Below are 25,700 nucleotides of genomic sequence, written 5' to 3'. Positions count from 1 at the left end.
CGAGGCATCGACGCCGTCCGAACCGAGTGGCTCACCATCCTCACCGGCCACAACCTCACCCTCCTCCACGCCCACCGGGCATGACCCGCCAGGGCACTGCCCGCGCCCCCACCACCACAGCGGCCTAACGAGACAGCCTCTAGGTGTTGCACGCGACCTACCAGAACGAGCGGGGTGGGTCAGTCTCCCTGCTCGACGAAGTCGAGGAGGCGCTCGACCGCGCCGACGAGCTCGGGGCGAAGGTCGGCGTAGGTCGTCACCTTGTTGCGTAGCGACGGCCAGAAGCCCTCGACGGTGGTGCCGAGGGCGGCGGCGAAGCCGGTCTTCCAGTCCTGGCCGCGGGGGACGTCGGGCCACTCGGTGCGACCCATGACCCGGGGCTGGATGCCCGCCCACACGTCGACGAACGGGTGGCCGGTGACGAGCACGTTGTCGTCACGCACCCCCGCCACGATTCGAGCCTCCTTCGAGCCGTCCACGAGGTGATCGACCAGCACGCCGAGGCGGCGGGTGGGCGAGGGGCCGAAGCGACCGACCTCGGCCACCAGGTCGTCGATGCCGCCGAGAGGCTCGACCACGATGCCGAGCTCGCGCAGGTCATCGCCCCAGACGTGCTCGAGCAGCTCCGCGTCGTGGCGGCCTTCCACCCATATTCGACTGGCCCGGGCCGACCGGGCCTTGGCCGCGGTGGCGGCCACCGACCCGCTGGCGGTGAGCGTGGGACCGGCGACCTCGCGCCGGGGCGGCACGAGCGTGACCGGTTTGCCCTCGAGCAGGAACCCGCCCCGGACCCAGCCGAAGTGGCGGAGATGGCCGCTGCGGCCCCGCAACGTGACCGCCGCCGACGAGAGATTGACGACGTCCCCGCAGAACCCCGAGGACCGGTCCTCCACCACCAGGCCGACGGTGGCCTCGACCTCCGGGTACTTCGTGGGGGCGCGCATCTCGGCGTACTCGTCGAGGATGTCCCGGTCGTAGGGCATCCCCCGACTATGGCCGACGAGCCACCCGCGGCCCAGGCATCAGCCCACCGAACGCTCGAAGCAGCATGGCTACGCTGCGGAGCGGAGCGGAGCAGCAGCGCCGACGAACCGGATGGCGAAGCCGTCCCGACGAAGGAGGGACATGGCCAACAAGGCGTGGGAGATGGGGAACCGGTCCGTGGCCGCCGTGAAGGCGCAGGACAAGGAGGGGTGGATCGCGCTGTTCGCGCCCGACGGCGTCGTGGCCGACCCGGTGGGGCCGTCGATGTTCGACCCCGAGGGCAAGGGCCACGTCGGTCCGGAGGGCATCGGCGCCTTCTTCGACGCCGCCATCGCCGGCAACCACATCGAGTTCGAGTTCCGCGAGCGCTACCCGTCGGGTGACGAGTGCGCCAACGTCGTCACCATCACCACCACGCTGCCGGACGGCTCGAAGGCCATCGTGGACGCGGTGACGGTCTACAAGATGGCCGCCGACGGCGAGCACCTCGCCTCGATGAAGGCCTACTGGTCCCCCGACGACATGCGCTTCGAGCCCGCCCCGGACGCCGGTTGAGTTGATCGGGTGATGCGCGCCGCTCGCCCCCTCGCCACGCTGGCCGCCGGTCTCGCCGTGCTTGCGGTACCCGCCCGGGCCGGCGCCACCCGTGCGGCGGAGTCCCCGCCACCGCCGCCCTCGGGCGAGGAGGTGGTCATGACCACCTTCGGTTTCACGGGAGCGCCCGAGCGCTTCGTGGTGCCCGAGGGCGAGTGCCGGATCTACCTGTCCGCCATCGGCGGCTCGGGTGGTGCGGGCTCGCAGGGCCGTCCGCCGGCTGACGGCGGTCAGTCCGCCTACATCATCGTCACGGTCGACGTGACCCCGGGCCAGGTGCTCACCATCGACGTCGGCGGCGGTGGGGGCGACGCCGAGAACGGGCAGCCCGGAGAGGGCGGGTACGGCGGCGGCGCCCCGGGCGGCGACGACACCGGGACCACCCTCAACGACGGCGGTGGCGGCGGGGGACGGACGGCCGTCCTCGACGCGGCCACCGGCATCCCCTTCCTGATCGCCGGCGGTGGCGCCGGCGGAGGAGGCGGTTCGCGTGACGGTCGGGGCGGCGACGGAGGACCCGACGGCCGCGACGGTCGGGACTCCGGCGACGCCGGCGGCGGCCAGGGCGGGACCGACGTCGCGGGCACGGGCGGCCACGCCGGCACCGGCGGATCAACCGGCGAGGACGCCGTTGGCGTCGACGGTGGCGCGGGCGCGTCGGGGCCCGGCGCCGGGGGCGGCGGTGGGGCCGGCGGCGTGCGCGGAGGCGGTGGTGGGGGAACGACCTCCGTCGTCGGTGCGGGCGGCGGGGGCGGGTCCAGCTACGCCGTGCCGGGGGCGACCTTCTCCACCTCGCCCTCGGAGGGGCGTGGTGAGGTGATCATCGTGTCCAACATCCCGGAGGGGGCGTGCGGGGCCCCGGCGCCGCCGGTGCCAACCCCGGCCACACCGGTCGCCATCGAGCCGGCCTTCACCGGCTGAGGAACGCCTCGGGGAACGCGGCCCGGCCCTCCTCGACGCCCCTACTCGACGACGATGGGGCGGATGGTGTTGAACACCGCCTGCGAGCCCGGGAAGTCGTTGTGGCCGATAGGCACCCGGATGTTGCGGGCGCCGCTGGCCAGCTGCGCCGAAGCGTTGGGCAGGATCACGGCGTCCTTGTCGGACCACAGCGCGGTGTAGGTGGCGGAGCCCGGGGTCTCGTCGGTGGCGTTCAGGGCCTTGACGAAGTCGGAGTTGTAGAACATCTCGCGGCACCCCGCCGACCAGAAGCACAACGACACGAGGGTGCCGTGGTTGGCGCCGGCCAGCGACACCCAGTCGTCCACCTTGCCGTTGCAGCCCGAGGCCTTCATGCACCACCGGGCGACGAGGCCGCCCTGCGAGTGCGCCACCACGTCCACGACGGGTGAGCCGGTCTGGGCCCGGACCTGGTCGATGTAGGTGTTGAGCTGCGCCGCCGAGGTCTTGTTCGACTGGCCGGTGTTGTAGCCGAAGGCGAACAAGCGGTTCGCCGGGAAGCCCGCGGCCACGAAGCGGCTGCGCATGGTGTTCCAGGTGGACGGGCTCGAGCTCCAGCCGTGCACGAACACGATTGGCTCGGGCGGCGGGGTCTGGGCCGCCGCCGGCGACGGTGCGCCCATCGCGAGGCTGGCCGCCAGCGTGGCGGCGAGCAGTCCGACGATGGCGAGTGTGCGGCGCGTGCGTCCCATGGTGATCCCTCCCGGTTCCCGACGACCGCGAGTCTGCCCGCCGGGGCCGGACCGCCGCCATCGAGGGCGTTGTGGGGTGACGGCCGAGCCAGCGGCTCAGGAGTTGGTCGCGCCCGGGAGGGCCGCGGCCACGGTGCGGTCCTTCCCCGCCGCCTTGGCTGCGAACATGGCCGCGTCGGCGGCCTGGAGCAGGTCGTGGACCGTGGCCCCCTCCCCGACGGGCCCCGCCACCACGCCGGCGCTGAAGGTGATGGGTGGGTCGGTGGCGGCCCGGAGGGCCACCCGCACTCGCTCGACGGCGGCCTCCGCCGTCGGGCCGTCGCTCCCGGGGAACAGCGCCGCGAACTCGTCGCCCCCCAGCCGGGCGAGGACATCGGTGCTGCGCAGGGAGGATCGGGCGATGTCGGCGAACGACCCCAGAAGGGCATCGCCGGCGCTGTGGCCCAGGGCCTCGTTGCGGGCCTTCAGCTCGTCCACGTCGACGTACACGACGGCGATCGGGTGACCCTCCCGCCGCGCCCTGGCCAATTCTCGCTTCGCCAGTTCCTCGAACTGGCGGCGGTTGGCGAGACCGGTGAGCGGGTCGGTGGTGGCGAGCTCGGCGACGGTGCGCAAGGCCGCCCGGGCGACCGCGAGGATCACGCCGACGAAGCCGTAGAGCGCGAAGCGCAGCAGGCCGTTGGCCAGGTTGACGCCCGGGGGAATCGCGCCCAGGTCGGCCGCAGTGGTCAGCACCCCGAGGGCGCTGGCCAGCCCGGCGACGACCAGCGCTGCTCGCCGGCCGGCGAACCAGCCGGCGATGGCGACCGGCACCAGGTAGATGGTGGCGAAGGCGAGGTACGGGCCCGACAGGTAGTCCCCGACGGCCACGAGCACGGTGAGCGCCACCGCCAGCGCGAAGGCGACCTGCGGGTCGACCTCGGCGTCCGCCCATCGCAGGGTGCGCCGTCCTGGCTCCGCCGGGGCCGAGGGCATGGCCCGAGAGTACGCGGTCGTGACGACGGACTGGTCGCCGGAGCCGCTGAAACCCGCGGTTTCCGTCGTGGCCGAAGGCCCCGACGACGCAATCACGTCAGGTTCGGGCGGGAAGGCCCGATCCGGGGGATCAGGCCGGCTGGTCCAGCACCGAGGCGCTGATGAGGTCCTCGAGGTAGCGGCTGTCCCACCAGGTGATCTGGAGCTGCTTGGCCCGGCGGAAGTACAGCTGGATGTCGTACTCCACGGTGAAGCCGACGCCGCCCCAGACCTGCTGGGCCATCGCGGTGAGGTCGCGGAAGGTGTCGCAGGCCACGAGCTTGGCCATGGGGGCCAGGCGGCTGACGTCACGACCGGTCGACTTGGCCCACGCCGCCTCGTAGACGACCGTGCGGGCGCCGTCGACGCGGGTGGCGGCGTCGGCGAGGTAGTGGGAGATGGCCTGGAAGGCGCCGATGGGCTTGCCGAACTGGAAGCGGTCCTTCGAGTACTGCACGGTGATGTCGAGGGCATGCTCGGCACCACCGGAGGCCTGCGCGGCGAGCAGGATGACCCCGTCGAGCATCACGTCGTGCCACGTGGCCCACCCGCCGGTGAGGTCGCCCACGGGCTCGGCCGAGACCGTCTCGAAGGTGACGGCGTACTGGGTGGAGGACGCGATGGTCTTCTGCTGGGAGAGGGTGACCCCGTCGGCGTCGCGGTCGACGAGGAACAGGCCGATGTCGGTCGGGCCGTCGCCGGTGCGGGCGAGGACGAGGAACGACGAGGCGGCCTCGGCGAAGGGCACGTGCCATTTCGTACCCGAGAGGCTGTCGCCGTCCCAGCGGGCCTGCACGCCCAGCGGGCCGAAGCCGCTCTCGGGCTCGAGCCACGCCGGGACCACGATCGAGCCCCCCGAGGCGATCATCGGGAGGTGGGCGTTCTTCTGCTCGTCCGACCCGGCGGCCAACAAGGCGCCGGCCGACAGCACGCAGCTCGGGAAGTGCGGCGAGGGCGCCAGCGAGCGACCCAGCTCCTCGTAGACCACGACGCCCTCGAGCATGGTCATGCCCGAGCCGCCGTACTCCTCGGGGATCAGCAGGCCGAGGAGGTCCAGGTCGGCCAGCTGCTGCCAGAAGGCGGGCGGGTAGCCGACCGGGTCGTCCTCCATCTCGCGGACGACGGTGAGGCCGGCCACGTCGTTGCACAGGCCGCGCACCATCTCGCGCAGCATCTCCTGCTCTTCGGTGAAGTCGAGATCCATGTCAGGGCTTCCAGTCTCGGGGGTTCCAGGCGGGGCCCGTCCGGGCCCACGGGTTGTCGTCGGGGCCGACCGGCAGCGCGAGGCGCGCCGAGCCGGTGGTCATGGTGCGGTCGCCGTCCTCGCCGGCGACGGAGAGGGTCACCTCGACGCCGACCCAGCCGCAGCCGGTGGGATCCGTGCCCACCTCGGTGACCACCCCCCGGAACACCATGGTGTCGCCGGGGAAGATCGAGTCCTTCATGCGGAACGTCACGGTGCCGAGGCGGCCGTGCGGGCCGGTCCAGTCGGTGAGGTAGCGCTCGAACCAGGCGGCCTGGTTCGGGGTGTTGAGGAAGATGTCCTTGGTGCCGTTGCGCTCGGTGGCGAAGTGGTAGTCGTGGTGCATCGGCCGCCAGTCGCGGGTGGCGATGGCGCCGAGCACGACGGTGGTGGCGGTGACGTCGACCGACAGCTCCGGGAGCTCGGCGCCGACCTGCACCTGGTCGAGCGTGAGGGTGGGGGCCACGGAGCCCATCAGGCCGCTCCGTCCCGCTTGTAGCCGAACCCGGTGTAGGTCTCGACCCCGACCACCTCGTCGCGCTGGTTGAGGTACTCCACGTCGATCACCCAGAAGCGGCCGGTGCCGAGCTTGGTGGTCTTCGGGCCGCTGACCGAGCGCAGCACCTGGCGGCTGCGGATGCGGTCCCCCGGGCGCACCGGCACCCCGAAGGTGATGGTGTTGTCGGTCATCACCGCCTCGGGCAGCCCGAAGGCCTCCTTCAGGTCGAAATGCACCTGGAGGGGGACGAGGTTCTCGGTGGCGCCCGGCTGCCAGTGGTGCGGGCGGAACCACACCGACAGCATCGACGGCGGGGCGATGGGCCCCCCGGCCAGCTCGTCCGCCACCTCAGGATCCCAGAACAGCGGGTTGCCGTTCTCCACCGAGGCCAGGGACGTCCAGACGTAGCCCATCTCGGCGTCGAAGCCGGCGTCGGTCTCGTACTGCTCGACGCCGACCACGGCGGCGACGGCAGGCGGCAGCTCCGGGGTGTCCGGAGGATTCGTGGCGGTGTCGCTCATCGCACCGCTCCTTCCTCGAGGGGGACGTCTTCGTGGAGCAGGGCGTCGCTGTCGTCGAAGCCGGGGTCGCGGACCTCCACCCGGTCCGGGCGGGGGGCGCCGGCCCAGACCGCGGCCACCTGGCGGAACGTCTCACCGCTGGGGCGGACGGCCTCGACCACGTCGCCGCGGGCGAGGACCTGGGCGTCGTCCACCACCTCGTCGATGCCGTTGACCGGCGCCACGCAGGTGTCGGCGGGGCCGAGCTCGGCGACCCACTCGTCGCGGGAGCGGGTGGCGAAGGCGGCGGCGAAGTCGGCCCGGATCTGGTCCTGCACGGCGTCGTCGGACTGGTGGGCGGTCCACTGCTCGCACCCGAGGAGCCGGCAGAGGTTGGCGTAGAACTTCGGCTCGATCGCCCCCACCGAGAGCCACTTCCCGTCGCCGCAGCGGTAGAGGCCGTAGCAGGCGTAGCGGCCGGTGAGGATGTCGTGGCCGGGCTCGGGCACGACGCCGGTGGCGAGGTGCTCGTCGATGAGCAGGGCGAGCATGCCCACCACCCCGTCGGCCACCGAGACGTCGAGGTAGGTGCCCTCGCCGGTCTCGGACCGCCCGACCAGCGCGGCGAGGATGGCGATCACCGCCTGCATGCCGCCCGCGGCGATGTCGGCCACGGTGGCGCCCGGCAGGGTGAGCTCGCCGTCCCAGCGGCCCGAGCGGCCCTCCAGAGCGGGAGAAGAGCCCCGGCCGGCGCAGGCGAAGTAGCCGCCGGCGGCCAGGTAGTTCACGTCGTGGCCCGCCCACTGGGACTTGGGTCCTGTCTGCCCGTAGCCGCTGGTGGCGCAGTAGACGACGCCGGGGTTCACCGCCTTGACCGCCTCGTAGCCCACGCCGAGGCGGTCGACCACGCCGGGCCGGAAGCTCTCGATGACCACGTCGGCGTCGGCGGCGAGGCGCAGGAAGTGCGCCTTCCCGTCGTCGGACTTCAGGTCGAGGCGCACCCGCTCCATGCCCCGGTGCCCGCCGTAGGCGAAGAACGGCGGCTCGATCTGCACGCCCCCCGCCGCCGCGGGCGCCCCCACCTTGATGACCCGGGCCCCGTAGTCAGCCAACATCCGCGCCGCGCGCGCTGCGGGCCCGACGGTGGACAGGTCGAGCACCGTGACGTTGGTCAGCATGGTGTCAGGACCACGGTGCGACCCGGCAGCACACCCTCCCGGTCGAGCGTGGGGTCAACGGGCTTCGTCCCCGCCCCACCTTCGCGGCGCACGGGGTCGAGCCGCACGCACTGGGCGGAGCGACGGGCGGGGACGAAGTCCACTAGAAGTTCTTCGGGAGGCCGAGCTTGCGGCGGGCGATGATGTTCTTCTGCACCTCGGAGGTGCCGCCGCCGATGGTGTCGATCACCGTGTAGCGGTAGGTCGACTCCGAGCGGCCCTTCATGGGGGCCTCCTCGGTGTGCACCCGCAGGGCGCTGCCGGGGCCGGCGATGTCCATGGCCTCGTTGGCGAGGCGCACCGACAGCTCGGTGGCGAAGAGCTTGTACTGCGAGGCGTGGGTGGTCGGCGGGGCGCCGCCCTTCATCGACGCGGCCACGAAGCGCAGGCCGAGGACGCGGGCGGTCTCGGCGTCGGCCACCAGGCGGGCGATGCGCCGGCGGATGACCGGGTCGTCCTTGAGGGGCACGCCGTCACGCACCGTGGTGCGCACGTACTCGACGAGCAGGTCGAGGCGCTGCTTGATGGGCGAGAACGTGAACATGGTGAAGCGCTCGAGGTCGAGCGCCTGCGAGATGTACTGGAAGCCCTTGCCGACCTCACCCACGACGTAGTCGTCGTGGACGAACACGTCGTCGATGAACACCTCGTTGGTGCGCTCGTCGCCCATGGTCCACATGCCCTTGATGGTGATGCCGGGCTGGTCGAGGGGGACGAGGAAGAGGGTGATGCCGCCGTGCTTGTCGTCGGGGTCGGTGCGGGCGCCGAGCCAGTACCACTCGGCGAAGTGGGCCGAGGTGGTCCAGACCTTCTGGCCGTTGAGGCGCCAGCCGTCGCCGTCCTTGGTGGCCTTGAGCTTCATGGATGCGGCGTCGGAGCCGGCGTCGGGCTCGCTGTAGCCGACCGCGAACTCGACCTCGTTGCGCAGGATCTTGGGGAGGAACTCGGCCTTCAACTTGTCCGACCCGTGGTGGATGAGGGTCTTGCCGATGATGCCGACGCCCTTGCCGATCTGGGGACCGCCCCGGCCGGCGAGCTGCTCGTTCAGCAGGTACTCGTAGACGCCCTCGCCGTCCTGGCCGCCGTACTCCTCGGGCCAGGTGATGCCGAGCCAGCCCTGCTCACCCACCTCGGCCATGAAGGCCCGGCGCTTCGGGGTGTCGACGATCTGGGCCATGTTCTCCCGGGTCACGTCGAAGATGTCCGGGTCGTCGTGGGCGTCGAGGAATGCCTCGACCTCCTTCACGAAGGCCTGCTGCTCGTCGCTGAACTCGAAATCCATGGAGGCTCCGCAATCTGACGGGTCGTCAGATCCGAGCCTACGGAGCCGCGTGGCGACCGGTCAACGCCGGCCCCGGCGCGACGACGCCCGGCCCCCCTGGGCGGTAGGGGGACCGGGCGCCGATCAGGGCATCGGGTGGGGGCGCGGGGCGGAACACGCCCCCACCCGACACGATCAGGAGGTCAGGAGGGCAGGTCCACGTAGCCGCTGTTCGGTGCCGAGTCGGTGTCCGTGCCGCCGGCGGGGCGGGGGTCGAAGGTCATCTCGATCCGGGCCGACACCGCGGTGGCGCCGGGTAGGCACGAGGCCGGGACCCGCACCTTGTAGGTGCTGGGGGCGAGGTACTGGATCGTCCCCCCGGTGCCGGTCGGGGCCGTGGCGGTGCAGTCCAGGCCCGACGGCAGCCCGAGGCCGAGATCGGCGAGGACGTCGAGGGGCAGGTTGGCCACCGTCTCGCCCGTGAAGACCGCCGGGCTCCCGACGGTGTGCAGGTCGGTGCGGAACTCGTCGCCGGGGAGCGGGCTGGTGTCCCAGTAGATGCGGATCTCGGTGTTGGTGCCCCGCCAGGACTTCGTGGTGACGGGGTTCACCCCGCGGGCCACGGTGACCTTGACGACGTAGCGGTCCGTGGCCGAGTCGTGGCGCACCACGTAGCGGCCGATGTCGCCCTGCGGACGGACGGCGTCACCCGTGGGGTCGGTGGCGGACACGGCCGCCGAGGGCGAGAAGGTGAAGCCGAAGGCGATCGCCACGAGGGCGGCGACGGCGAGGGCTCGTCTCATCTGGGATACCTCTCAGGGGTCGTCGGAACGACCTCAGAGTGGCAGATGCGACAATCTACGTCAAGTTGTAACTCTGGTCGACGACCTCAGGTCGCGGCCTGGAGCAACGAGCCCCACCCCACGTCGGGCGACTTGTCGAGGCTCACCACGCCGCCCGACGGCGGGGTGTCCCAACGCATGCGGAACCGCGCCCTCACCTGGGTCTGCTCGCCGGGCAGGCAGTCGGCCCCGAGCTGCACCTTGTAGATGTTCGGCGCCGTGAAGGTCGCGGTGGCGGCGCACACCACGAAGGTGGGGACGAAGGTGGTCAGATCGGTCACGTCGGCAACGAAGGCGGGGCCGTCGAGGACGGTGTGCAGGCGCACCGATCGCTCGGGGCCGGTGTGGCCGGGATCGGTGTCGAGTTGCACGGTGACGCCGGTGGAAGCGGTGCGCCACGCCCCCGTGGTGAGGGGGTTGGTGCCCTGGCGGAGCGTCACCCGGGCCTTGAAACCGGTGAGGAAGATGTCGGTGAAGTTGGCCGAGTAGGTGCCGGTGACGATGTCGCCCTTCGGCTGGGTCACGTCGCCGATGGCGTCCTCACGAGGGGGTGCCGCCGAGGCCCCCGGTGCCGCAAGTGCCAACGCCAATGCGCCCACCGCCAAGCCGATCATCACACGCCGCATCCCGGTCCCCTTCGATCCATGGCTGTCGGGCGGCGATGTTAGGGCTCAGAGCCGGCGCGTGTACTGCGCCACGGCCTCGATCTGCTCCTCGGTGAGGGTCTGGCCGAACGGCGGCATGCCCAGATCCACCCGCCCGGTGTCGATCACCGCGATCTCGTCCTCGACGTCGGGGAAGCGCTCGACCACCCGGCCGTTGCCGAGCTGCGGGCCGATGGCGCCGGCGCCGTCGACGGCGTGGCAGTTGGCGCAGTGCTGCTCGTAAAGCGCGGCGCCGTCGACCTCTTCCGCGGTCGGCTCGCCCGGCGAATCGGCCCCGCCGCCGATCAGGACGACGACCAGCACGCAGGCCGCCAGCGTGACCGCGCCCACGACGGCCCACACCACCCACGATCGGTCGGGCTCGTCACGGCGCTGCGGGCTCACCTGCCAGTCCCACCGGCCCGGCCCCGGACGGCCCTTCCCAAGGTGACGCTCCCGAGGGCGCCTCTCGGAGCGGCGCCTCTCGCAGGGACTCCTCTCAGAGCGACGCTCCTCCGGGTCCGCCCCCGCCCAGCCGGTCCCGGGCGATGGCTCACGGCGTGATCACCCCGGCGTCGCGGAGGCGGGCCACCGCGGCGTCGTCGAGGCCCAGTTCGTCGCGCAGGACCGATGCGGTGTGCTCCCCCACCCACGGCACCCGGGTGCCGGGCGCCTCGGGCGGGTCGGCCAGGCGGGACATCTTCACGGGATTGCCCGGGACGAGGACCGGCTCGGCCACACCGTCGGTGCGCTCCATCCGCACCAGCATGTGGCGGACCGCGACGTGCTCGTCGGCGATCACCTCGGGGGCGGTGGCGCAGATGCCGGCGGCGATGCCGGCGGCGCTGAGCTCGGCGGTGGCCTCGGCCCGGGTGCGGTCGGCGAGCCAGGCCTCGAGCGCGGGCCGGATGGTGTCGTCCAGGTGGGCCACCCATCCCGCCCGGGTGGCGAAGCGGGGGTCGGCGACCCATTCGGGGTGGCCGATCAGCTCGGCCAGGCGCTCGAACTGGTGCTCGCGGACGACCTGGACGACCACGTACCCGTCCGACGCCGCGAAGGCCTCCAGGATGAGCTGCATCGGGTTGTCGGGACGCACGCCGAGCGACCACATGTTGGTGACGACGTCGGTCATGGCCAGCAGCGAGTCGAGCATGGCGACGTCGACCTGCTGCCCGAGGCCGGTGCGGTCGCGCTCGCGGAGCGCGGCGAGCACGCCGATCACCGCGAAGAGCGCCGAGCTGATGTCGCCGAGGGCGCCGACGGGGTTGGGACGGGGCGGCTCGCCCGGGCGCCGGGCCCACTCGTACACCCCCGACATGGCCTCGACCACCGAGGCGTAGGCGGGCCACTCGCGGTACGGGCTGTGCGCCCCCTCGGGCGACGCGGCGTTGCCGAAGCCCGACACCGACACGTAGACGATGCCGGGATGGCGCTCGGCCACCTCGGCATAGGAAAGGCCGAGGCGGTCCATGGTGCCCGCCTTGAAGTTCTCGGCCACCACGTCGAAGTGGGGCACGAGATCGAGGAAGAGGGCCCGACCCTCGGGCGCCTTGAGGTCGATGCCCACGCTGCGCTTCCCCAGGTTGTTGCGCAGGAAGGTGGCGCCCACCGGGCGACCCTCGGGGTCGGCCATGGCGGGGTGCGCTCCCCGTCCCGACTCGCCTTGCGTGGGGTGCTCGACCTTCACGACATCCGCGCCGAGGCGGGCGAGCAGCTGGGTGGCGAAGGGGAGCGCCTGCATCTGCTCGGCGGCGAGGACCCGCACCCCCGCCAACGGGCCCTGCGCCGCGCTCACGGCCGACCGCCCGGGGAGAAGGGCCCGACGACGCTGACTGTGCCGCCACCGCTGTCGGCGACGACGGCGCGCCCGTCGAAGGCCACGAGGGCGGCCGGGGCCGCTCCCGTCGGCGTGGTGGCGATGGCGCCGGTGCGGGCGTCGACGGTGGTCACGCCCGCGCCCGCCCCGTTGGTCACCCACACGAGGTCGGCGTCGACGGCGATCGCGGTGGGCACCTTGCCGACCGGGAACCGGGTCGTGCGGTCGGTGGCGGGGTCGATGCGCAGAACGGCACCGTTGCCGCGGTCCACGACCCACACCGCGTCGGTGCCGGCCGCCACGGCCACCGGGTCGGCCCCGGCCGTCACGGTCGCAGCGACGGCGGCGGTGGCCGGGTCGATGCGCAACACCCGTCCCTCCCGACGATCGGTCACCCACACGGCGTCGTCGGTGACGGCGAGGCCGAGGGGCTGGCCACCCACGACGGTGGTGGCGGTCACGGAGGCGGTGACGGGGTCGATGCGCGAGACGGTACCGCTGTAGCTGACCACCCAGATCCCGCTGGGCCCGCCGGCGACCGCGACCGGACCGTCGGCCACCGCCACGGTGGCCGTGACCGTCGCGGACCCACCGTCGACGCGCGTCACCGTGGCCGACAGGCTGTCGGCCACCCACACCGATCCGTCGGCGACGGCGAGGGCCACGGGGCCGTCGCCGACGTTGACCTCTGCGGTCGGCTGCCCCGTCTCGGCGTCGAGGCGGTACACGTCGTCGTCGTCGTAGTTCGCCACCCACACGGCGTCCTCCGCGACGGCCAGCGCCGCCGGCGCCCGGCCCACCTCGGTGTCGCCCACCACCTCACGTCCGTCGGCGCTCAGGCGCGTGACCCGGTCGTCGCCGTAGTTCGCCACCCACACGGCGTCGTCGGTGCGGGCCACGGCGACCGGGGTGTCGCCCACCTCGACGGTCGTCGTCGATGCGGACGGCGCCGTCGGGTCCACCACGGCCACCGTCGCACCTCGGGCGTCGGCCACCCAGAGCAGGCCGTCGGCGCCGACGAGGGCGGCGGGGCCCCGTCCCACCTCGACCATGGTGGGCGCTCCCCAGGTCGCCCCGGGCTCCACCCGCACGACGACGCCGCCGCTGCTGTCGGCCGCCCACACCGCACCCCCCGCGGCAGCGAGGGCGACGGGCCGTTCCCCGGCGGGCAGGACGGCCTCGATCAGACCGGTGACCGGGTCCAGGCGCGACACGTAGCCACCCAGCACGCTGGCGACGTAGAGCCGGCCGTCGTCGGCGAGCAGCGCGACGGGGCCGCCGCCGACCTCGGTCCGCTCGGTGACCTCGGGCGCTCGCCTGCCGCCGACATCCTCGCCCTCACCCTCGGCGCCGTCGGTCCCGAGGTCGATCCGGGCGACCTCGCCCGCCCCGTCGCCGAACAGCGCCACCCAGAGCGCTCCGCCGGCCACCTCGAGGTCCTCGGGCGAGTCCCCCACGGCGACCACCGAGGTGACCTCGCTCGAGCCCACGTCGATGCGGGCCACGGCGCCCTCGCCCCGCACCGCCACCCAGACCCCGTCGCCGGCGGCGGCCAACGCCCCCGGGGTCCGGCCCACCTCGACCGTGGCGACGAGCGCACCGCTCTCGGCGTCGACGCGCGACACGGTGCCGTCGTCGGCGTTGCTCACCCAGATCGACCCGGCGGCGGCGAGCAACGCGACCGGCGCCGCCCCGACGTCGACCTCGTCGACCACCGAGGCGTCCTCCGGGTCGAGCCGGACGATCCGGTCGTCGTCGCGGAGGGCGACCCACACGGCGTCCTCGGCGACGGCGAACGCGGTGGGGCCCCCGCCGAGGTCGACGCGGCGCTGCTCGTCACGGGTGAGCCGGGTCACCGCACCGGCATCGGGGTGGGCGACCCACGCCGCGCCGAAGGCCTCGACCGTGGCCGCCGGCCCGGCGGCCACCTCGACGGTGCCCACCACCGCGAGCGGGCCGTCCCCCGGCGCCGGCAGATCGAGCGGCGAGGAGGCCACCTCCGGCGACCCGGCGCCATCCGCGTCCGCCGCCGCCACCCCGACGACCGCGGCCACCGCTGTGACCAGGCCCGCGGCCGCGATGGCGAGCGCGACGGCGAAGGACCCGGGACGTCTCACGGGATCTCCACCGCCTCGGCCGACCGGCAGGACTCGCCGGCGCAGCCCTCGAGCTCGTCCACCAGTGCAGCCAGGCGCTCGAGGAGCGCCGGGTCGGCGGAGGCGGCGATGTTGCGGATCTGGGCAGGGTCGGTGACGTTGTCGTAGAGCTCGATCTCGCCCGTGACGTACTCGACGTAGGTGTAGCGATCGGTGCGCACGCCCACGTACTCGTACGGTGCCGGGCCCTCGCGCCGGACGGGCGCGTCACCGTTCCCGTCGCCGCCGCCCCCCTCGCTCTCGTTGCTTCCCTCGCTGCTTCCCTCGCTCCCCCCGGTCGAGCCAGGGGCAGCCGCCGCGGCGGGCGTCCCGACCGAGCTGCTCGCTTCCTGGGCGAGGAACTCGCTGAAGTCCTGGCCGACCGGCGGCCAGTGCTCGAGCAGCACGGCCGTCCGGCCCGATCCGGCGTCGGCTTCGGCGTCGCCGTGCCAGAGTCCGACCAGCGAGCGGCCGTCCACGAAGTCCGGCGCCTCCGCACCGGCGAGCGCGGCGAACGTCGGCGCGACGTCGACGTTGGCCACGAGCGCTTCCGAGACCGCGCCCTGCGCCACCCCGGGGCCCCGGACCAGGAACGGCACCCGCACGTCCTCTTCGTAGGCGGACTGCTTGCCCGCCTTCAGCCGGTGCTGGCCGAGGTGGAACCCGTTGTCGGAGGTGAAGACCACGTACGTGTCGTCGAGCTGGCCGCGCTCGTCGAGCAGGTCGGCGAGGCGGGCCAGCTCGCGGTCCAGCGATCGCAGCGACGCGAGGCGGTCCCGGTGGCGGTCGTCGATCTCCTCGAGCTGCGCCTCGGTGAGGGGCGGGAGGTCGCGCACCCACGCCGGCGCCGACGGGTCCACGCGATCGAAGGCCTCGCCCCGCGGTGCGACCTCGTCGTCGTGAGCGCCCACGTCCTGGGGCGCGGGGGCGGCCGGCTCGTGGGGGGCGTCGACCGCCAGCCAAGCGAAGAAGGGTTCGTCGGCCGCTTCGGCCTGCTCGGCCAGCGCCGCCACCCGGTCGACGTAGACCGCGGGTGCGTAGTCCTCGGGCTCGTCACCGAAGGCGACCAGTCGCCCGTCGTCGTTCACGAGGTAGTCGAACCCGGCCTCGGAGGTCCCCACCGGGCTGAACCACGTCCCCCACCCCGGCGGCACGTAGCTCGGCGACACCCCGTTCGGGTAGAGGTTCAGGTACTTGCCGAACAGGCCGGTGCGGTAGCCCTCGGCCTCGAGCCAGGTGGCGATGGTCGAGGTCTCGAGGTCGCGCTCGTAGACCACGGGGAAGCCGCCGTTGGTCCCCTCGTTGCTCTCGACGCCGGTGTTGTGGGCGTACTGGCCCCGCAGCATCGTCGTGCGCGACGGGCAGCAGAGCGACACGCTGACGTAGAACCGCTCGAACGCCGTCCCCTCCTCGCCCATCCAGCGCTGGAGCTCGGGCATGGCCACGAGGTCGGACACGGCCATGTCGTCGGCGACGATGAACACGATGTTGGGCCGATCGGCGCCGCCCTCCTCGGTGCCTCCCTCCGAGCCCGAGCCGGAACAGGCCGCAAGGGTCGCCGCCACGAGCAACGACGCGACGGCGGCGACGACCGACGTGGGGACCAGGCCCGAACGAGGCCTCACGAGACGGCCACGGCGGGAAGCGGCGGCAGCTCCTGCGGCGGCACGTGGTCGGCCCGGGTGGTCGACGAGACCAGCACCCGGAGCAGGGCGTCGAGGTCGGCCCGGTCCAGCGCCTGGCCGATGAGCTGGACCTGGTACTGGGAGCCGTCCTCGGGGAACCCCGCGGCGAGGAGCCAGACCCGGGCGTCGCCGTCGCAGTCGACGTAGGGCTGCACCTCGCCGCGGAGCGGGCCACCGGCGGCGGCCCTAGGCACGGTGAAGGGAAGGGCGTCCAGTGGCGTGCACCCGTCCGCGACCGAGTCGCCCCGGCGGGGCAGGGTTCGGGCGCCGTTCTCGAGCGAACCCTCCGCGTTGTTGGTGTTGACGAACTCGGCCGTGGGCGGGTCTCCCACGAAGCGCAGGGCGCCGATCCCCACGACCGGTGACGCCTCCACCCGGCCCTCGAGGTCGGGGCCGGCGGTGAACCCCGCCTGGGGCACCCCGTCGGCGGCCGGCGACTGCTGATCCCACGCGGTCGGGACGCCCGCGGTGACGGCACCGACGTTGTCGCAGCGCACCTCGTAGTCGTCGTAGTCGTCGTGGCCCGGGCCGTCCGCGAGCCCCGCCTCGGCGGCGACCTGCTCGGCCACCGCCTCCAGGTCCTCGCCCAGCGTGGGCGGCTCGATGGCGGCGCCGCACTCGGGTGCCGCGGCCGCGTCCCCGACGGCCTCGTCGGTCGAGTCCGTCGCGTCGGCCGCGTCCGTCGCGTCGGTCGACTCGTCGGCCCCGGAAGAGCAGCCGACGAGGCCGAGGAGGGCCACGAGGGCGACGCCCGCCACGAGCACCTTGGACACGTCGGCCGACGTTATCGACCCCTGCCACCGCTCGGGGGCGCGGGGGTTCGCCGCTCCGGCGGGCCCGCTCGTACACTCCGGCGCGATGCGAGGGATCCTCAGCGCCGCCGCCTACGTGCCCTACCGCCGCCTCGACCGGGCCGAGATCCGGGCCACCTTCGGCAAGGGTGGAGGCCGTGGCCAGCGGACGGTCGCGTCCTACGACGAGGACGCCACCACACTCGCGGTCGAGGCCGCCCGCCTGGCCCTGCGGGGCGCGCCCGCGGCGGAGCCGGACGCGCTGTGGTTCGCCACCACCTCCCCGCCGTACCTCGACAAGACCAACGCCACCGCCATCCACGCCGCCCTCCGCCTCGACCGCACGGTGCCCGCGTTCGACGCCCTCGGCTCGAGCCGGTCGGCCACGGGCGCCCTCGCCGCCGCACTCCGCGGCGGCGGGACCACCCTCGTGGCCAGCGCCGACCTCCGCTCCGGGGCACCCACCAGCGCGGACGAGGCCGCCGGCGGCGACGCCGGCGCGGCCCTGGTGGTGGGCGACGGGACCGACGACCCGGACCAGGCCGGCGCCACGGTCCTGGCCGAGCACCTCGGCGGGGCGTCGCTCACCGAGGAGTTCCTCGACCGCTGGCGTACGCCGGGGGCGGCCAACTCGAAGACCTGGGAGGAGCGCTTCGGCGAGTCCGTCTACGTCCCGTTGGGCCGCGACGCCTGGGACCTCGCCCTGAAGGACGCCGGCGTGAGCGCCGAGCAGGTGGACCGCGTGGCCGTCGTCGGCACGCACGGCCGGGCCAACAAGGCGGTCGCCCGCAAGTTGGGCGTCGGCGAGACCGCCATCGTCGACGACTTCTCGGCCACCATCGGCGCCACGGGCGCCGCCGCCGCCGGCCTCGCGCTCACCGCCCTGCTCGAGACCGCCGAGCCCGGCCAGCGGCTGGCCCTCATCTCGCTGGCCGACGGTGCCGACGTCTTCGTCTTCCGCGCCACCGAGGCGCTCGGCGCGTGGGCCCCCGCCCGATCGGTGGCCGCACAGGTCGCCGCCGGCGCCCCCGTGGCCTACGGCACCTTCCTCTCGTGGCGGGGGGAGGTGGCGGTGCAGCCGCCGAACCGGCCGGAGCCCCAACGGGCGGCGGCCCCGCCCTCGGCTCGGCGCGGCGAGTGGAAGTTCGGCTTCGTGGGCTCGCGCGACCCCTCGGGGGCGCTGAGCCTGCCCCCGGCCCGGATCTCCTACGCCGACGGCACCCTCGACGAGGGCACGCCGGCGCCGATGGCCGACGTCGCGGCCACCATCGTCACCTTCACCATCGATCACCTGGCCTACTCGCCCAGCCCGCCCATCGTGTTCGCGGTGGTGGACTTCGACGGTGGGGGCCGGTTCCCGGTCGAGCTCACCGACGTGGATGCGTCCACGCTGGCCATCGGCGACCGCGTCGAGATGACCTTCCGCCGCCTCACCACCAGCGACGGCGTCCACAACTACTTCTGGAAGGCCCGCCCCATCCGGGACGGCGCCGCAGGCAAGGGGGCCTCCTCGTGAGCTCGCACGGGATCAAGGACCGGGTGGCCATCGTGGCCATGGGGTGCACGGACTTCGGCGAGCACTGGGACCGCAGCGCCGACGACCTCATCATCGACGCCGCCGGCCAGGCCCTCGGGGGCGCCGGCCTCACCACCGACGAGGTGGACGCCTACTGGTTCGGGACGGCCACCACCGCCATGAGCGGCATCGCCCTTTCCCAGGCCCTCAAGCTGAAGGCCAAGCCGGTCACCCGCCTCGAGAACTACTGCGCCACCGGGTCCGAGGCGCTGCGCAACGCCTGCTACGCGGTGGCGTCGGGCGCCTACGACTCGGCCATGGCCATCGGCGTCGAGAAGGTGAAGGACGGCGGGTACCAGGGCCTCAACGCCCCACCCATCCCCACCGACGGGACCCAGCGCACCCTCACCGCGGCCGCGATGTTCAGCCTCGTGGCTCCCGCCTACGGTGACAAGTACGGCGTCAGCGAGGCCGACCTGCGCGAGGTGCTGGCCCGCATCGCCGCGAAGAACCACTACAACGGCGCCCGCAACCCCCGCGCCCAGTTCCGTCGCGAGGTCTCGATGGAGACCATCTGCAACTCCCCTGCGGTCGCCGGTCGCCTCGGCCTGTTCGACTGCGCCGGCGTGGCCGACGGTGCCGCCGCCGCGATCGTGGTGCGGGCCGAGGACGCCCACCGCTACACCGACAAGCCGCTCTACGTGAAGGCGCTGTCGTTCGTGGCCGGCAACGGCAGCGGCAACGCCGACCCCGACTACGACTACACGACCTTCCCCGAGGTGGTGCAGGCCGTCACCGACGCGTACGCCCAGGCCGGCGTCACCGACCCCCGCGCCCAGATCGCGATGGCCGAGGTGCACGACTGCTTCACCCCCACCGAGCTCGTCCTCATGGAGGACCTCGGCTTCTGCGACCGCGGCACCGCCTGGAAGGAGGAGCTCGCCGGCACCTTCGAGCTCCACGGCGACCTGCCCGTCAACCCCGACGGCGGCCTGAAGAGCTTCGGCCACCCCGTCGGCGCCTCGGGACTGCGCATGCACTTCGAGCACTGGCTCCAGTTCCGGGGCGAGGCGCCGCCCGAGCGCCAGATCACGACGGTGCAGGACCGCAAGCTGGGCCTCGTCCAGAACCTCGGCGGCTACCCCGGCGAGATGCTCTGCTTCGCCTCCGTCCTCGGCCCCGAGCTCGGCTGAGGCGACCGAGCTCGTCGCGGCTCCGGCGCTCCGTCGGACCGACCGGTCGGGCGCGACCGCGGCAGCTGACCGACTGGTCGGTCTGGGCCGATCGGCCCGCCACCTGAGCCGTTCGGTTCATCGCGCGCAGGTCGGCGCCGTGGCGTGCCGAAGAACCGGACGTGAACTGGGAGCGACTGCAGGGCGTGTGGCCCTTCGGGGGTCGTGACGACGACGTCGAGGTGCTCCTCGACGTGACCCGCCGCCTCCTGCGCGCCCCGACGGTGGTCGAGGCCAACCGGGCCCTCGAGGACCCCCGTCTCGAGCGCTTCAGCGAGGACACCCGGTCGCTGATCGCCGAGGAGGCGGCGCTCGTGGTCGAGCGCCTGCGCGAGCGCACCCGTCTCGCCGCCGAGGCCGAGAGCGAGCCGCTGACCGGGCTGGCCAACCGCCGCAGCTTCACCCGGGCGCTGCACGCCGCGCAGCACGGCGACACGGTCGTGATGATCGACCTCGACGGCTTCAAGTCCGTCAACGACCGCTTCGGCCACCCGGTGGGCGACGACGTGCTGGTGGCGATGGCCGACTGCCTGCGCCGCACCTGCCGTGAGCGCGACTGCATCAGCCGCTTCGGCGGCGACGAGTTCGCGCTCGTGCTGCGGGGATGCGACGAAACCGCCGCCCGGGACATCGTCGAGCGCCTGTCGCGATGCTGGGCGGAGACCGAGCCGTTGATCGCGTTCTCGGCCGGCGTGGGTGCCTGCCTCCCCGACGAGGACCCCTACCGCGCCCTGGACCGGGCCGACGCCGACCTGTACCGCTCGAAGCGCGCCGGCCGCCCCGCCGTCCTCCTGCCCATCGAGCCGTAACCCCCGGAACGGGGCGGCCATCGGCCAGAATGCGGGGCATGGCCCCCGCGTCCGATCCCCCTCCCCCGCGCGAGGTCGTGCGCTACGGCCCCGAGATCCCCACCGAGGACGACCTGCGCCTCCTCGGCACCATGGCCGACAAGCGGGTCCTCGTCCTCGGGCTGCACAGCCCCTCGGCCTGCATCGCCCTCGCCCAGCAAGGCGCCAAGGTCGTGGCCGTCGACCCCGACCAGGCCAAGATCGAGCGGGGCCGGGCCGCCGCGGAGCAGGCCGAGGCCAAGGCCGAGTTCCGCCAGGCGGACCTGGCCGGGCTGGCCTTCCTGTCGGGGGACTCGTTCGACCTCGTGCTCAGCATCTACACCCTTGCCGGCGTCGACGACCTCAACCGCGTCTTCCGCCAGGTCCATCGGGTGCTCAAGGCCGGCGGCGCGCTCGTGCTCTCGCTGCCCCACCCCGCCTACGCCATGCTCGACCAGGCCGAGGCACCGCGCCTCCCGGGTGACCCCGTCGCGCTGGCGCGCCCTTACGCCGGGATCGACGGTGCCGCGACGAACGGCGGCGCCGGAGGTCTCGAAGGGGACGAAGCCCGCCGGACCCACCCTCCGAGCGACGCCTTCACCGCGATGCACCGCGCGAAGTTCCGCCTGGACGGCCTGCTCGAGCCGGCCGCGGCCACCACAGGCCCCCGGGGCCCGCAATGGAACGAGCTCATGCGCTGGGTCCCGCCCACCCTCATCCTCCGCGCCCGCAAAGAGGGGATCTAGCCCTCGGCGGCACCGTCCGCCGCCATCGTCTCCGGCGCCGCCGCAAGGGCGGGCACCTCGAACCAGACGGTCTTCCCTGTGGCCACCTGCTGCACCCCCCAGTCTGCGGCGAGGGCGTCGACGATGCGCAGGCCCCGGCCCGTCTCGGCGCCCAGCGCGTGGGGCCGAACCTCCACCGGCTGGTCGCTCCGATCGGTGACCTCGACCCGCAGGCAGCCGTCACGCACCGACACACTCACCAGCGCCTCCGTCCGGGCGTGGAGGCCCACGTTGGTGACCAACTCGCTCACCATCAAGGCGACGTCGTCCTCGTCGGTCTCCACGCCCCAGGCGCGGACCTGCTCGCGGACGAAGCGTCGAGCCAGCCCTGCGCTCTGTGGCGCAGGGGTGAGCTCGACCGTCGCCGCGCGCGTGGTCATCGCCGTCGTACCGCCGGGCCGCCGCTAGTGGCTCACGTGAAGATGCTCGCACCGCCAGGGCCGACCAACAGACCGACGATGATCAGCACGACGCCGTACAGCACCTGGCGCCTCACGATGGCGACGACGCCGGCCACCACGAGGATGACCGCCAAGAGCCACAGAAGGAAGTACATGAGGATTTCCGCTCCTTCACCCGACACGGGACGTTCGGATGTGGACGCTGCTCTACCCACGGGTACGGGCCTCAGAACCTCGAGCCCGGGAGGCCCGTCCGAATGTGCCCCGAACGTGCCCGGCCGGGGCCAAGGGACCCCATCGTGGGAAAATCCCCGCCGCGGGTTCTAGGCTCTGGGTCGGCGGGTACGAATGGAGCAGTACGGCTCCACCACCCGCCGGAGGCCGCCAGCGTTGTCAGGGGGCGGGACCGCTACCGCCCAGTGGTCCCGTCCCTTGAGAGCGCTGGCGGTCTCGGCGTTTTGGTGGCGCTGCGTCCCTGACCTCGACCCTCGACGCCCGGAGGCCCCCAATGGCCCCGTCCTCTCTCCGCCACCCCACCGCCACCGTGCTGCCCGACCCCCCGTCGGAGCCAGAGCCCACGACCATCATCCCGGACCCCAACCCGAACCCCGAGCCCGCGCCCGTCATCCCGGACCCCAACCCCAACCCGGAGCCGGCGCCCATCGTCCCCGATCCTTCCCCCGAGCCCTCGCCGGAGACCGAGCCGGCGCCGCTCGCCGTCGCCTGATCCCCACGATGCCACCGGGCGGCGCAGCGTGACCCACCGGGCGACGAGCAGGGCCCGGCACCGGGCGACGAGCAGGGCCAAGGGTGGGACGACGTCACTACCATCGTGCGAGTGGCGGAGTCCTTCGAGTCGGACAGCGACGGCACCCCGTCCCGGCGATCCGGGTCGACGGGCCGCCGTCAGGTGCTTCCCATGATGGCGAGCGTCCGCTGGGGGCGCCGGCGCATCGCCGGGATGTTCGTCGGCCTGGCTGGCACCCTGCTGCTCACCCTGGCCCTGTCCACCACCGACACCCCGGGGACGTACCGCCCGGCGGCGTGGTACCTCGTGATGGTGGCCGTCGCCGCCCTCGTCGGGGGGGTCGGCGCCTTGGCGGTGACCCTCGTCGCCTGCGTGGTGGGCATCTGGTACACGCTCGTCACCCCGGTCCACACCTTCGGTCCCCTCGGAGGGGACGACCTGGGGGGGATGTTGGGGTTCATCGTCGCCGCGGGCGCCATCGGTCTGCTCATCACCCGCATGGAGGCGGCCCTGCGCGAGCGGGACCTCGCCGTGCAGGCCCGTCTGAAGGTCGAGGCCGACGCACGGGCCCGGGCCGAGCTCGACGCCACCCGCGCCGAGCTCTACGTCAGCGAGCTGCAGCGCCTCCGGGCGTCCCGCATCGTGGACGCCCTGCAGGAGGCGATGCTCCCCCAGGAGCTGCCCGTCGTGGACGGCTTCGAGCTCGACGCCTCGTACACGCCCGCGACCCCCGACCTCGCCGTCGGTGGCGACTGGTTCGACGCCTTCCGCCTCGACGACCGCACGCTCGCGCTGGCCGTCGGGGACGTCTCCGGGCACGGCCTGAGCGCCGCGGCCCTGATGGCGCAGCTCCGCAACGCCAAGCGTGCCTTCATCTTCGAGGACCCGGCACCGGGTCACGTCCTCGGACGCCTCAACCACTACCTCTACCGCCTCGAGACGGGCGACTTCGCCACCGTCCTCTACGGGCTCCTGGATCTCCCCACCGGCGACTTCCGGTGGGCCGTCGCCGGGCACCCACCCCCGATCTTCTTCCGCGAGGGCTCGGCCACCGCGGTCGAGGAACCCGACGCCCGCGGCCCGCTCCTGGGTTTCCAGCCGGGCGCCACGTACGGCGAGACCGTCCGGCGCCTCGATCCGTCCGGTGGGGTGCTGCTGTACTCCGACGGCCTCGTCGAGCGCCGAGGAGGTCATCTCGACGACGGGATCACCCTCGTCGCCGATCTGCTGGCCGGTGCCGGCGGCGACCCGGTGGAAGGAATGTGCGAGCGGCTCGTGTCCCGACTCGACGGGGGCCACGAAGGCCGCGACGACGTCTGCCAGCTGCTGGTCCGGCGGACCGCCGCCGCCTGATCCCCTCCCGAAGGCATACTCCGATCACCAACGGGGTACAGAGAGGGCATGGCGCTGATCATGGGCGAGGGTCGAGTGTCGAGCGCGCGGTTGCAGGTGCCAGCGGTCCCATCGTCACTGCGACTGGCACGGCTGACGGCGTCGAGCCTCGCGGCCGACCTCGACTGGTCGTTGGACGACATCGAGGACCTCCGCATCGCGGTGGACGAGCTGACCGCGCTCCTGATCGCCGGCGCCGATGACGCCACCCTCGAGCTGGACTTCGCGCACGACGGCCGATCGCTCCTCGTGGCCGGCGCCTGTGCCTGCCCCGCCCCCCTCGGAGCACTCGACCCGCTGGCGCTCGAGCTCCTCGGCCTCACCACCGACCGCTACGCGGTGGAGAGCACCGACGGGCGCCGCCGCTTCGAGATCGAGAAGGGCCCGACGTCCGAGGGAGCGCCGATCGACGAGAGCGACGCCGCGCCCCGACCGCCGGACGATGCCTGACACCGAGACCCTTCGGGCCAACACCGCGATCTGGTTCGAGGAGTACCAGCGCACCGGTGACCGCGAGGTCCGCAACCGCATCGTCGAGGCGCATCGCCACATCGCCGACTACTACGTGCGACGCTACGAGCGTCGCGGTGTCCCCCACGACGACCTCCTCCAGGTGTCGCTGCTGAGCATCGTGCGGGCCGCCGAGCGCTACGACCCCGCCCGCGGTGTCGAGTTCTCCACCTTCGCCGGCCGCACCATCGAAGGTGAGCTGAAGCGCTTCTTCCGGGACCGCACGTGGTCGATCCGCCCACCCCGGCGGGTGCAGGAGCTCCACCTGGCGCTCCGGCGGGCGCAGGAGGAGATGGCCCAGACCCTCGGCCGCTCACCCACCGTCAAGGAGCTGGCCCGCTTCTGCGAGGTCTCCCAGGACGACGTCCTCGAGGCCCTCGAGGCCAGCGGTGCCCACCAGGCCGCCAGCCTCGACCGCTCGCGCACCGCGGAGCCCGACGACTCGGCCGGCTCGCTCGGCGACCGGGTGCTCGCCGCCGACGAGGCCGGCTTCGACCACGTCGACCGGCGTGACCTCGTCCAGGGCCTGCTGGCCGACCTGCCCGAGCGCGACCGCCAGATCATCGAGATGCGCTTCTTCGAGAACATGACCCAGCCCGAGATCGCCGAGCGGGTCGGGGTGAGCCAGTCCTACCTCTCCCGGGTGCTGCGCCGTACCCTGCTGGACCTCCGCGAGAAGCTCGCCCACCAGCTCCCCGACGAGGACCTGCTCGTCGAGCGGAGCCCTGACGTGGTCTGAGGACCAGCGGCAGTCCGGCCTTTCGGGCCACACGCGGCATCCGGGGAGGCAGGGGCGCCTGTCGGCGACCCGAGCAGGCGGGACAGGGAGGACCGACCGGTTCGGTTCACGCTGGCCGTGACGCGGGGTACGTAAACGGCCAACCACGAACCAGCCCAGACAGCCGAGGACGACCGACGCCACCCGCGCTGCTCCCGCCCCCGAGCCAACAGGTCCGATCCCCGATGAACTCCACGATCTCCGAAGCTCCCCCACCGGCCCCGCCCAGATCAGCGGTGACCAGGTTGCCCCCCGATCGTCAGAGCCCCCGCCTGGCCCGCCGCTTCGTCGCCGAGCGCCTTGCCGCGTGGGGGTGTGCCCACCTGGAGGAGGTGACCACCCTGCTGGTCAGCGAACTGGTCACCAACGGGGTGACCCACGCGGCCACCCCCGTGGCCATCGCCGTGGGAAGCGACGGCGACACCGTGGCCGTCGCCGTCACGGATGGAGTTGCCGGTGGTGTCGACCCCGAGGGGCACGGCCGGGCACGACCGAGGGGCGCGCCCTCGGGCCGAGGGCTGCACATCGTCGACGCCCTGGCCGACCGCTGGGGCGTGTCGGTCCACGAGGGCGGCAAGACCATCTGGTTCGAGGTGGCCGCCCGGCCGACCTGAACCGCCACCCTGCTCACCGG

General features: G+C 73.3%; 28 protein-coding genes. 11 read left to right on the top strand and 17 right to left on the bottom strand.

What is annotated here, in order from left to right; translation table 11 throughout:
- Positions 1–179: 179 nt before the first annotated feature.
- Positions 180–983 (bottom strand): DUF3097 family protein, encoded by an 804-nt coding sequence (locus JNK12_17745; protein MBL8777790.1) that lies wholly within the window; start codon positions 981–983, stop codon positions 180–182.
- Between the two features lie 142 nt (positions 984–1,125).
- Between JNK12_17745 and JNK12_17740 the strand changes: the two genes are divergently transcribed.
- Positions 1,126–1,539: a nuclear transport factor 2 family protein gene (locus JNK12_17740; protein MBL8777789.1), complete on the top strand. Its 414-nt coding sequence runs from the start codon at positions 1,126–1,128 to the stop codon at positions 1,537–1,539.
- A gap of 12 nt (positions 1,540–1,551) precedes the next feature.
- Positions 1,552–2,499, top strand: coding sequence for a hypothetical protein (locus JNK12_17735; protein ID MBL8777788.1), 948 nt, complete (start codon positions 1,552–1,554; stop codon positions 2,497–2,499).
- Between the two features lie 41 nt (positions 2,500–2,540).
- Here the strand turns inward: JNK12_17735 and JNK12_17730 are convergent, their stop codons facing one another.
- From JNK12_17730 to JNK12_17665, 14 genes are all read right to left on the bottom strand, one after another.
- Positions 2,541–3,230 carry an alpha/beta fold hydrolase gene (locus tag JNK12_17730; protein MBL8777787.1) on the bottom strand — a complete coding sequence of 230 codons (690 nt, stop codon included), beginning with the start codon at positions 3,228–3,230 and terminating at the stop codon, positions 2,541–2,543.
- 96 nt (positions 3,231–3,326) lie between these two features.
- Positions 3,327–4,205, bottom strand: coding sequence for a GGDEF domain-containing protein (locus JNK12_17725; protein MBL8777786.1), 879 nt, complete (start codon positions 4,203–4,205; stop codon positions 3,327–3,329).
- Positions 4,206–4,335: 130 nt separating this feature from the next.
- The gene (locus JNK12_17720; protein ID MBL8777785.1) at positions 4,336–5,448 is read right to left on the bottom strand and encodes an acyl-CoA/acyl-ACP dehydrogenase; all 1,113 of its coding nucleotides are present in this window, start codon (positions 5,446–5,448) and stop codon (positions 4,336–4,338) included.
- 1 nt (position 5,449) lies between these two features.
- Complete coding sequence (locus JNK12_17715; protein ID MBL8777784.1) at positions 5,450–5,962, bottom strand: hypothetical protein; 513 nt, start codon at positions 5,960–5,962, stop codon at positions 5,450–5,452.
- Positions 5,962–6,507, bottom strand: coding sequence for a MaoC family dehydratase N-terminal domain-containing protein (locus tag JNK12_17710; protein MBL8777783.1), 546 nt, complete (start codon positions 6,505–6,507; stop codon positions 5,962–5,964). Before JNK12_17710 ends, JNK12_17715 begins: the two co-directional genes overlap by 1 nt.
- Complete coding sequence (locus JNK12_17705) at positions 6,504–7,664, bottom strand: CoA transferase (protein MBL8777782.1); 1,161 nt, start codon at positions 7,662–7,664, stop codon at positions 6,504–6,506. Before JNK12_17705 ends, JNK12_17710 begins: the two co-directional genes overlap by 4 nt.
- A gap of 142 nt (positions 7,665–7,806) precedes the next feature.
- Entirely contained in the window at positions 7,807–8,985 is a 1,179-nt protein-coding gene (locus tag JNK12_17700) for an acyl-CoA dehydrogenase family protein (protein MBL8777781.1), read from the bottom strand.
- Positions 8,986–9,167: 182 nt separating this feature from the next.
- Entirely contained in the window at positions 9,168–9,767 is a 600-nt protein-coding gene (locus tag JNK12_17695) for a hypothetical protein (protein MBL8777780.1), read from the bottom strand.
- An 86-nt stretch (positions 9,768–9,853) separates the two neighbouring features.
- On the bottom strand, positions 9,854–10,432 hold the full coding sequence (locus tag JNK12_17690; GenBank protein ID MBL8777779.1) for a hypothetical protein: 579 nt from the start codon (positions 10,430–10,432) through the stop codon (positions 9,854–9,856).
- Between the two features lie 45 nt (positions 10,433–10,477).
- Positions 10,478–10,855: a cytochrome c gene (locus JNK12_17685; protein MBL8777778.1), complete on the bottom strand. Its 378-nt coding sequence runs from the start codon at positions 10,853–10,855 to the stop codon at positions 10,478–10,480.
- A 148-nt stretch (positions 10,856–11,003) separates the two neighbouring features.
- A complete protein-coding gene (locus tag JNK12_17680; GenBank protein ID MBL8777777.1) occupies positions 11,004–12,191 on the bottom strand; it encodes a CoA transferase in 1,188 nt (395 codons plus the stop codon).
- A gap of 50 nt (positions 12,192–12,241) precedes the next feature.
- Positions 12,242–14,383, bottom strand: coding sequence for a hypothetical protein (locus tag JNK12_17675; protein MBL8777776.1), 2,142 nt, complete (start codon positions 14,381–14,383; stop codon positions 12,242–12,244).
- The gene (locus JNK12_17670) at positions 14,380–16,026 is read right to left on the bottom strand and encodes a sulfatase (GenBank protein ID MBL8777775.1); all 1,647 of its coding nucleotides are present in this window, start codon (positions 16,024–16,026) and stop codon (positions 14,380–14,382) included. Before JNK12_17670 ends, JNK12_17675 begins: the two co-directional genes overlap by 4 nt.
- A complete protein-coding gene (locus JNK12_17665) occupies positions 16,023–16,859 on the bottom strand; it encodes a hypothetical protein (protein ID MBL8777774.1) in 837 nt (278 codons plus the stop codon). Before JNK12_17665 ends, JNK12_17670 begins: the two co-directional genes overlap by 4 nt.
- 85 nt (positions 16,860–16,944) lie before the next feature.
- Between JNK12_17665 and JNK12_17660 the strand changes: the two genes are divergently transcribed.
- The 4 genes from JNK12_17660 to JNK12_17645 all read left to right on the top strand — a co-directional run bounded on the left by JNK12_17660 (position 16,945) and on the right by JNK12_17645 (position 21,198).
- Positions 16,945–18,393, top strand: a complete 1,449-nt coding sequence (locus tag JNK12_17660; GenBank protein ID MBL8777773.1) for an OB-fold domain-containing protein — start codon at positions 16,945–16,947, stop codon at positions 18,391–18,393.
- Complete coding sequence (locus JNK12_17655) at positions 18,390–19,586, top strand: acetyl-CoA acetyltransferase (GenBank protein MBL8777772.1); 1,197 nt, start codon at positions 18,390–18,392, stop codon at positions 19,584–19,586. Before JNK12_17660 ends, JNK12_17655 begins: the two co-directional genes overlap by 4 nt.
- Positions 19,587–19,747: 161 nt before the next feature.
- Positions 19,748–20,434, top strand: a complete 687-nt coding sequence (locus JNK12_17650; protein ID MBL8777771.1) for a GGDEF domain-containing protein — start codon at positions 19,748–19,750, stop codon at positions 20,432–20,434.
- 38 nt (positions 20,435–20,472) lie between these two features.
- Entirely contained in the window at positions 20,473–21,198 is a 726-nt protein-coding gene (locus tag JNK12_17645; GenBank protein MBL8777770.1) for a class I SAM-dependent methyltransferase, read from the top strand.
- Here the strand turns inward: JNK12_17645 and JNK12_17640 are convergent.
- Both JNK12_17640 and JNK12_17635 read right to left on the bottom strand, forming a co-directional pair.
- Complete coding sequence (locus tag JNK12_17640) at positions 21,195–21,617, bottom strand: ATP-binding protein (protein MBL8777769.1); 423 nt, start codon at positions 21,615–21,617, stop codon at positions 21,195–21,197. The two genes, JNK12_17645 and JNK12_17640, sit on opposite strands and share 4 nt — an antisense overlap.
- A 32-nt stretch (positions 21,618–21,649) precedes the next feature.
- Positions 21,650–21,793: a hypothetical protein gene (locus tag JNK12_17635; protein ID MBL8777768.1), complete on the bottom strand. Its 144-nt coding sequence runs from the start codon at positions 21,791–21,793 to the stop codon at positions 21,650–21,652.
- A 353-nt stretch (positions 21,794–22,146) separates the two neighbouring features.
- On the opposite strand from JNK12_17635, the gene JNK12_17630 reads away from it, so the two are divergent.
- The 5 genes from JNK12_17630 (at position 22,147) to JNK12_17610 (ending at position 25,680) form a co-directional block, all read left to right on the top strand.
- On the top strand, positions 22,147–22,365 hold the full coding sequence (locus JNK12_17630) for a hypothetical protein (protein ID MBL8777767.1): 219 nt from the start codon (positions 22,147–22,149) through the stop codon (positions 22,363–22,365).
- Between the two features lie 111 nt (positions 22,366–22,476).
- Positions 22,477–23,739, top strand: a complete 1,263-nt coding sequence (locus tag JNK12_17625) for a SpoIIE family protein phosphatase (GenBank protein MBL8777766.1) — start codon at positions 22,477–22,479, stop codon at positions 23,737–23,739.
- Positions 23,740–23,787: 48 nt separating this feature from the next.
- Positions 23,788–24,228 carry a hypothetical protein gene (locus JNK12_17620; GenBank protein ID MBL8777765.1) on the top strand — a complete coding sequence of 147 codons (441 nt, stop codon included), beginning with the start codon at positions 23,788–23,790 and terminating at the stop codon, positions 24,226–24,228.
- Positions 24,221–25,027, top strand: a complete 807-nt coding sequence (locus tag JNK12_17615; protein ID MBL8777764.1) for a SigB/SigF/SigG family RNA polymerase sigma factor — start codon at positions 24,221–24,223, stop codon at positions 25,025–25,027. The genes JNK12_17620 and JNK12_17615 overlap by 8 nt, the downstream gene beginning before the upstream one ends.
- A gap of 275 nt (positions 25,028–25,302) precedes the next feature.
- Positions 25,303–25,680: an ATP-binding protein gene (locus JNK12_17610; GenBank protein MBL8777763.1), complete on the top strand. Its 378-nt coding sequence runs from the start codon at positions 25,303–25,305 to the stop codon at positions 25,678–25,680.
- Positions 25,681–25,700: the final 20 nt, after the last annotated feature.

This window comes from Acidimicrobiales bacterium (assembly GCA_016794585.1).
Classification (GTDB): Bacteria; Actinomycetota; Acidimicrobiia; order Acidimicrobiales; family DATDAH01; genus JAEUJM01.
The sequence above is the reverse complement of the archived record's forward strand: the minus strand, read 5'-3'. Positions and strand labels throughout refer to the sequence as shown.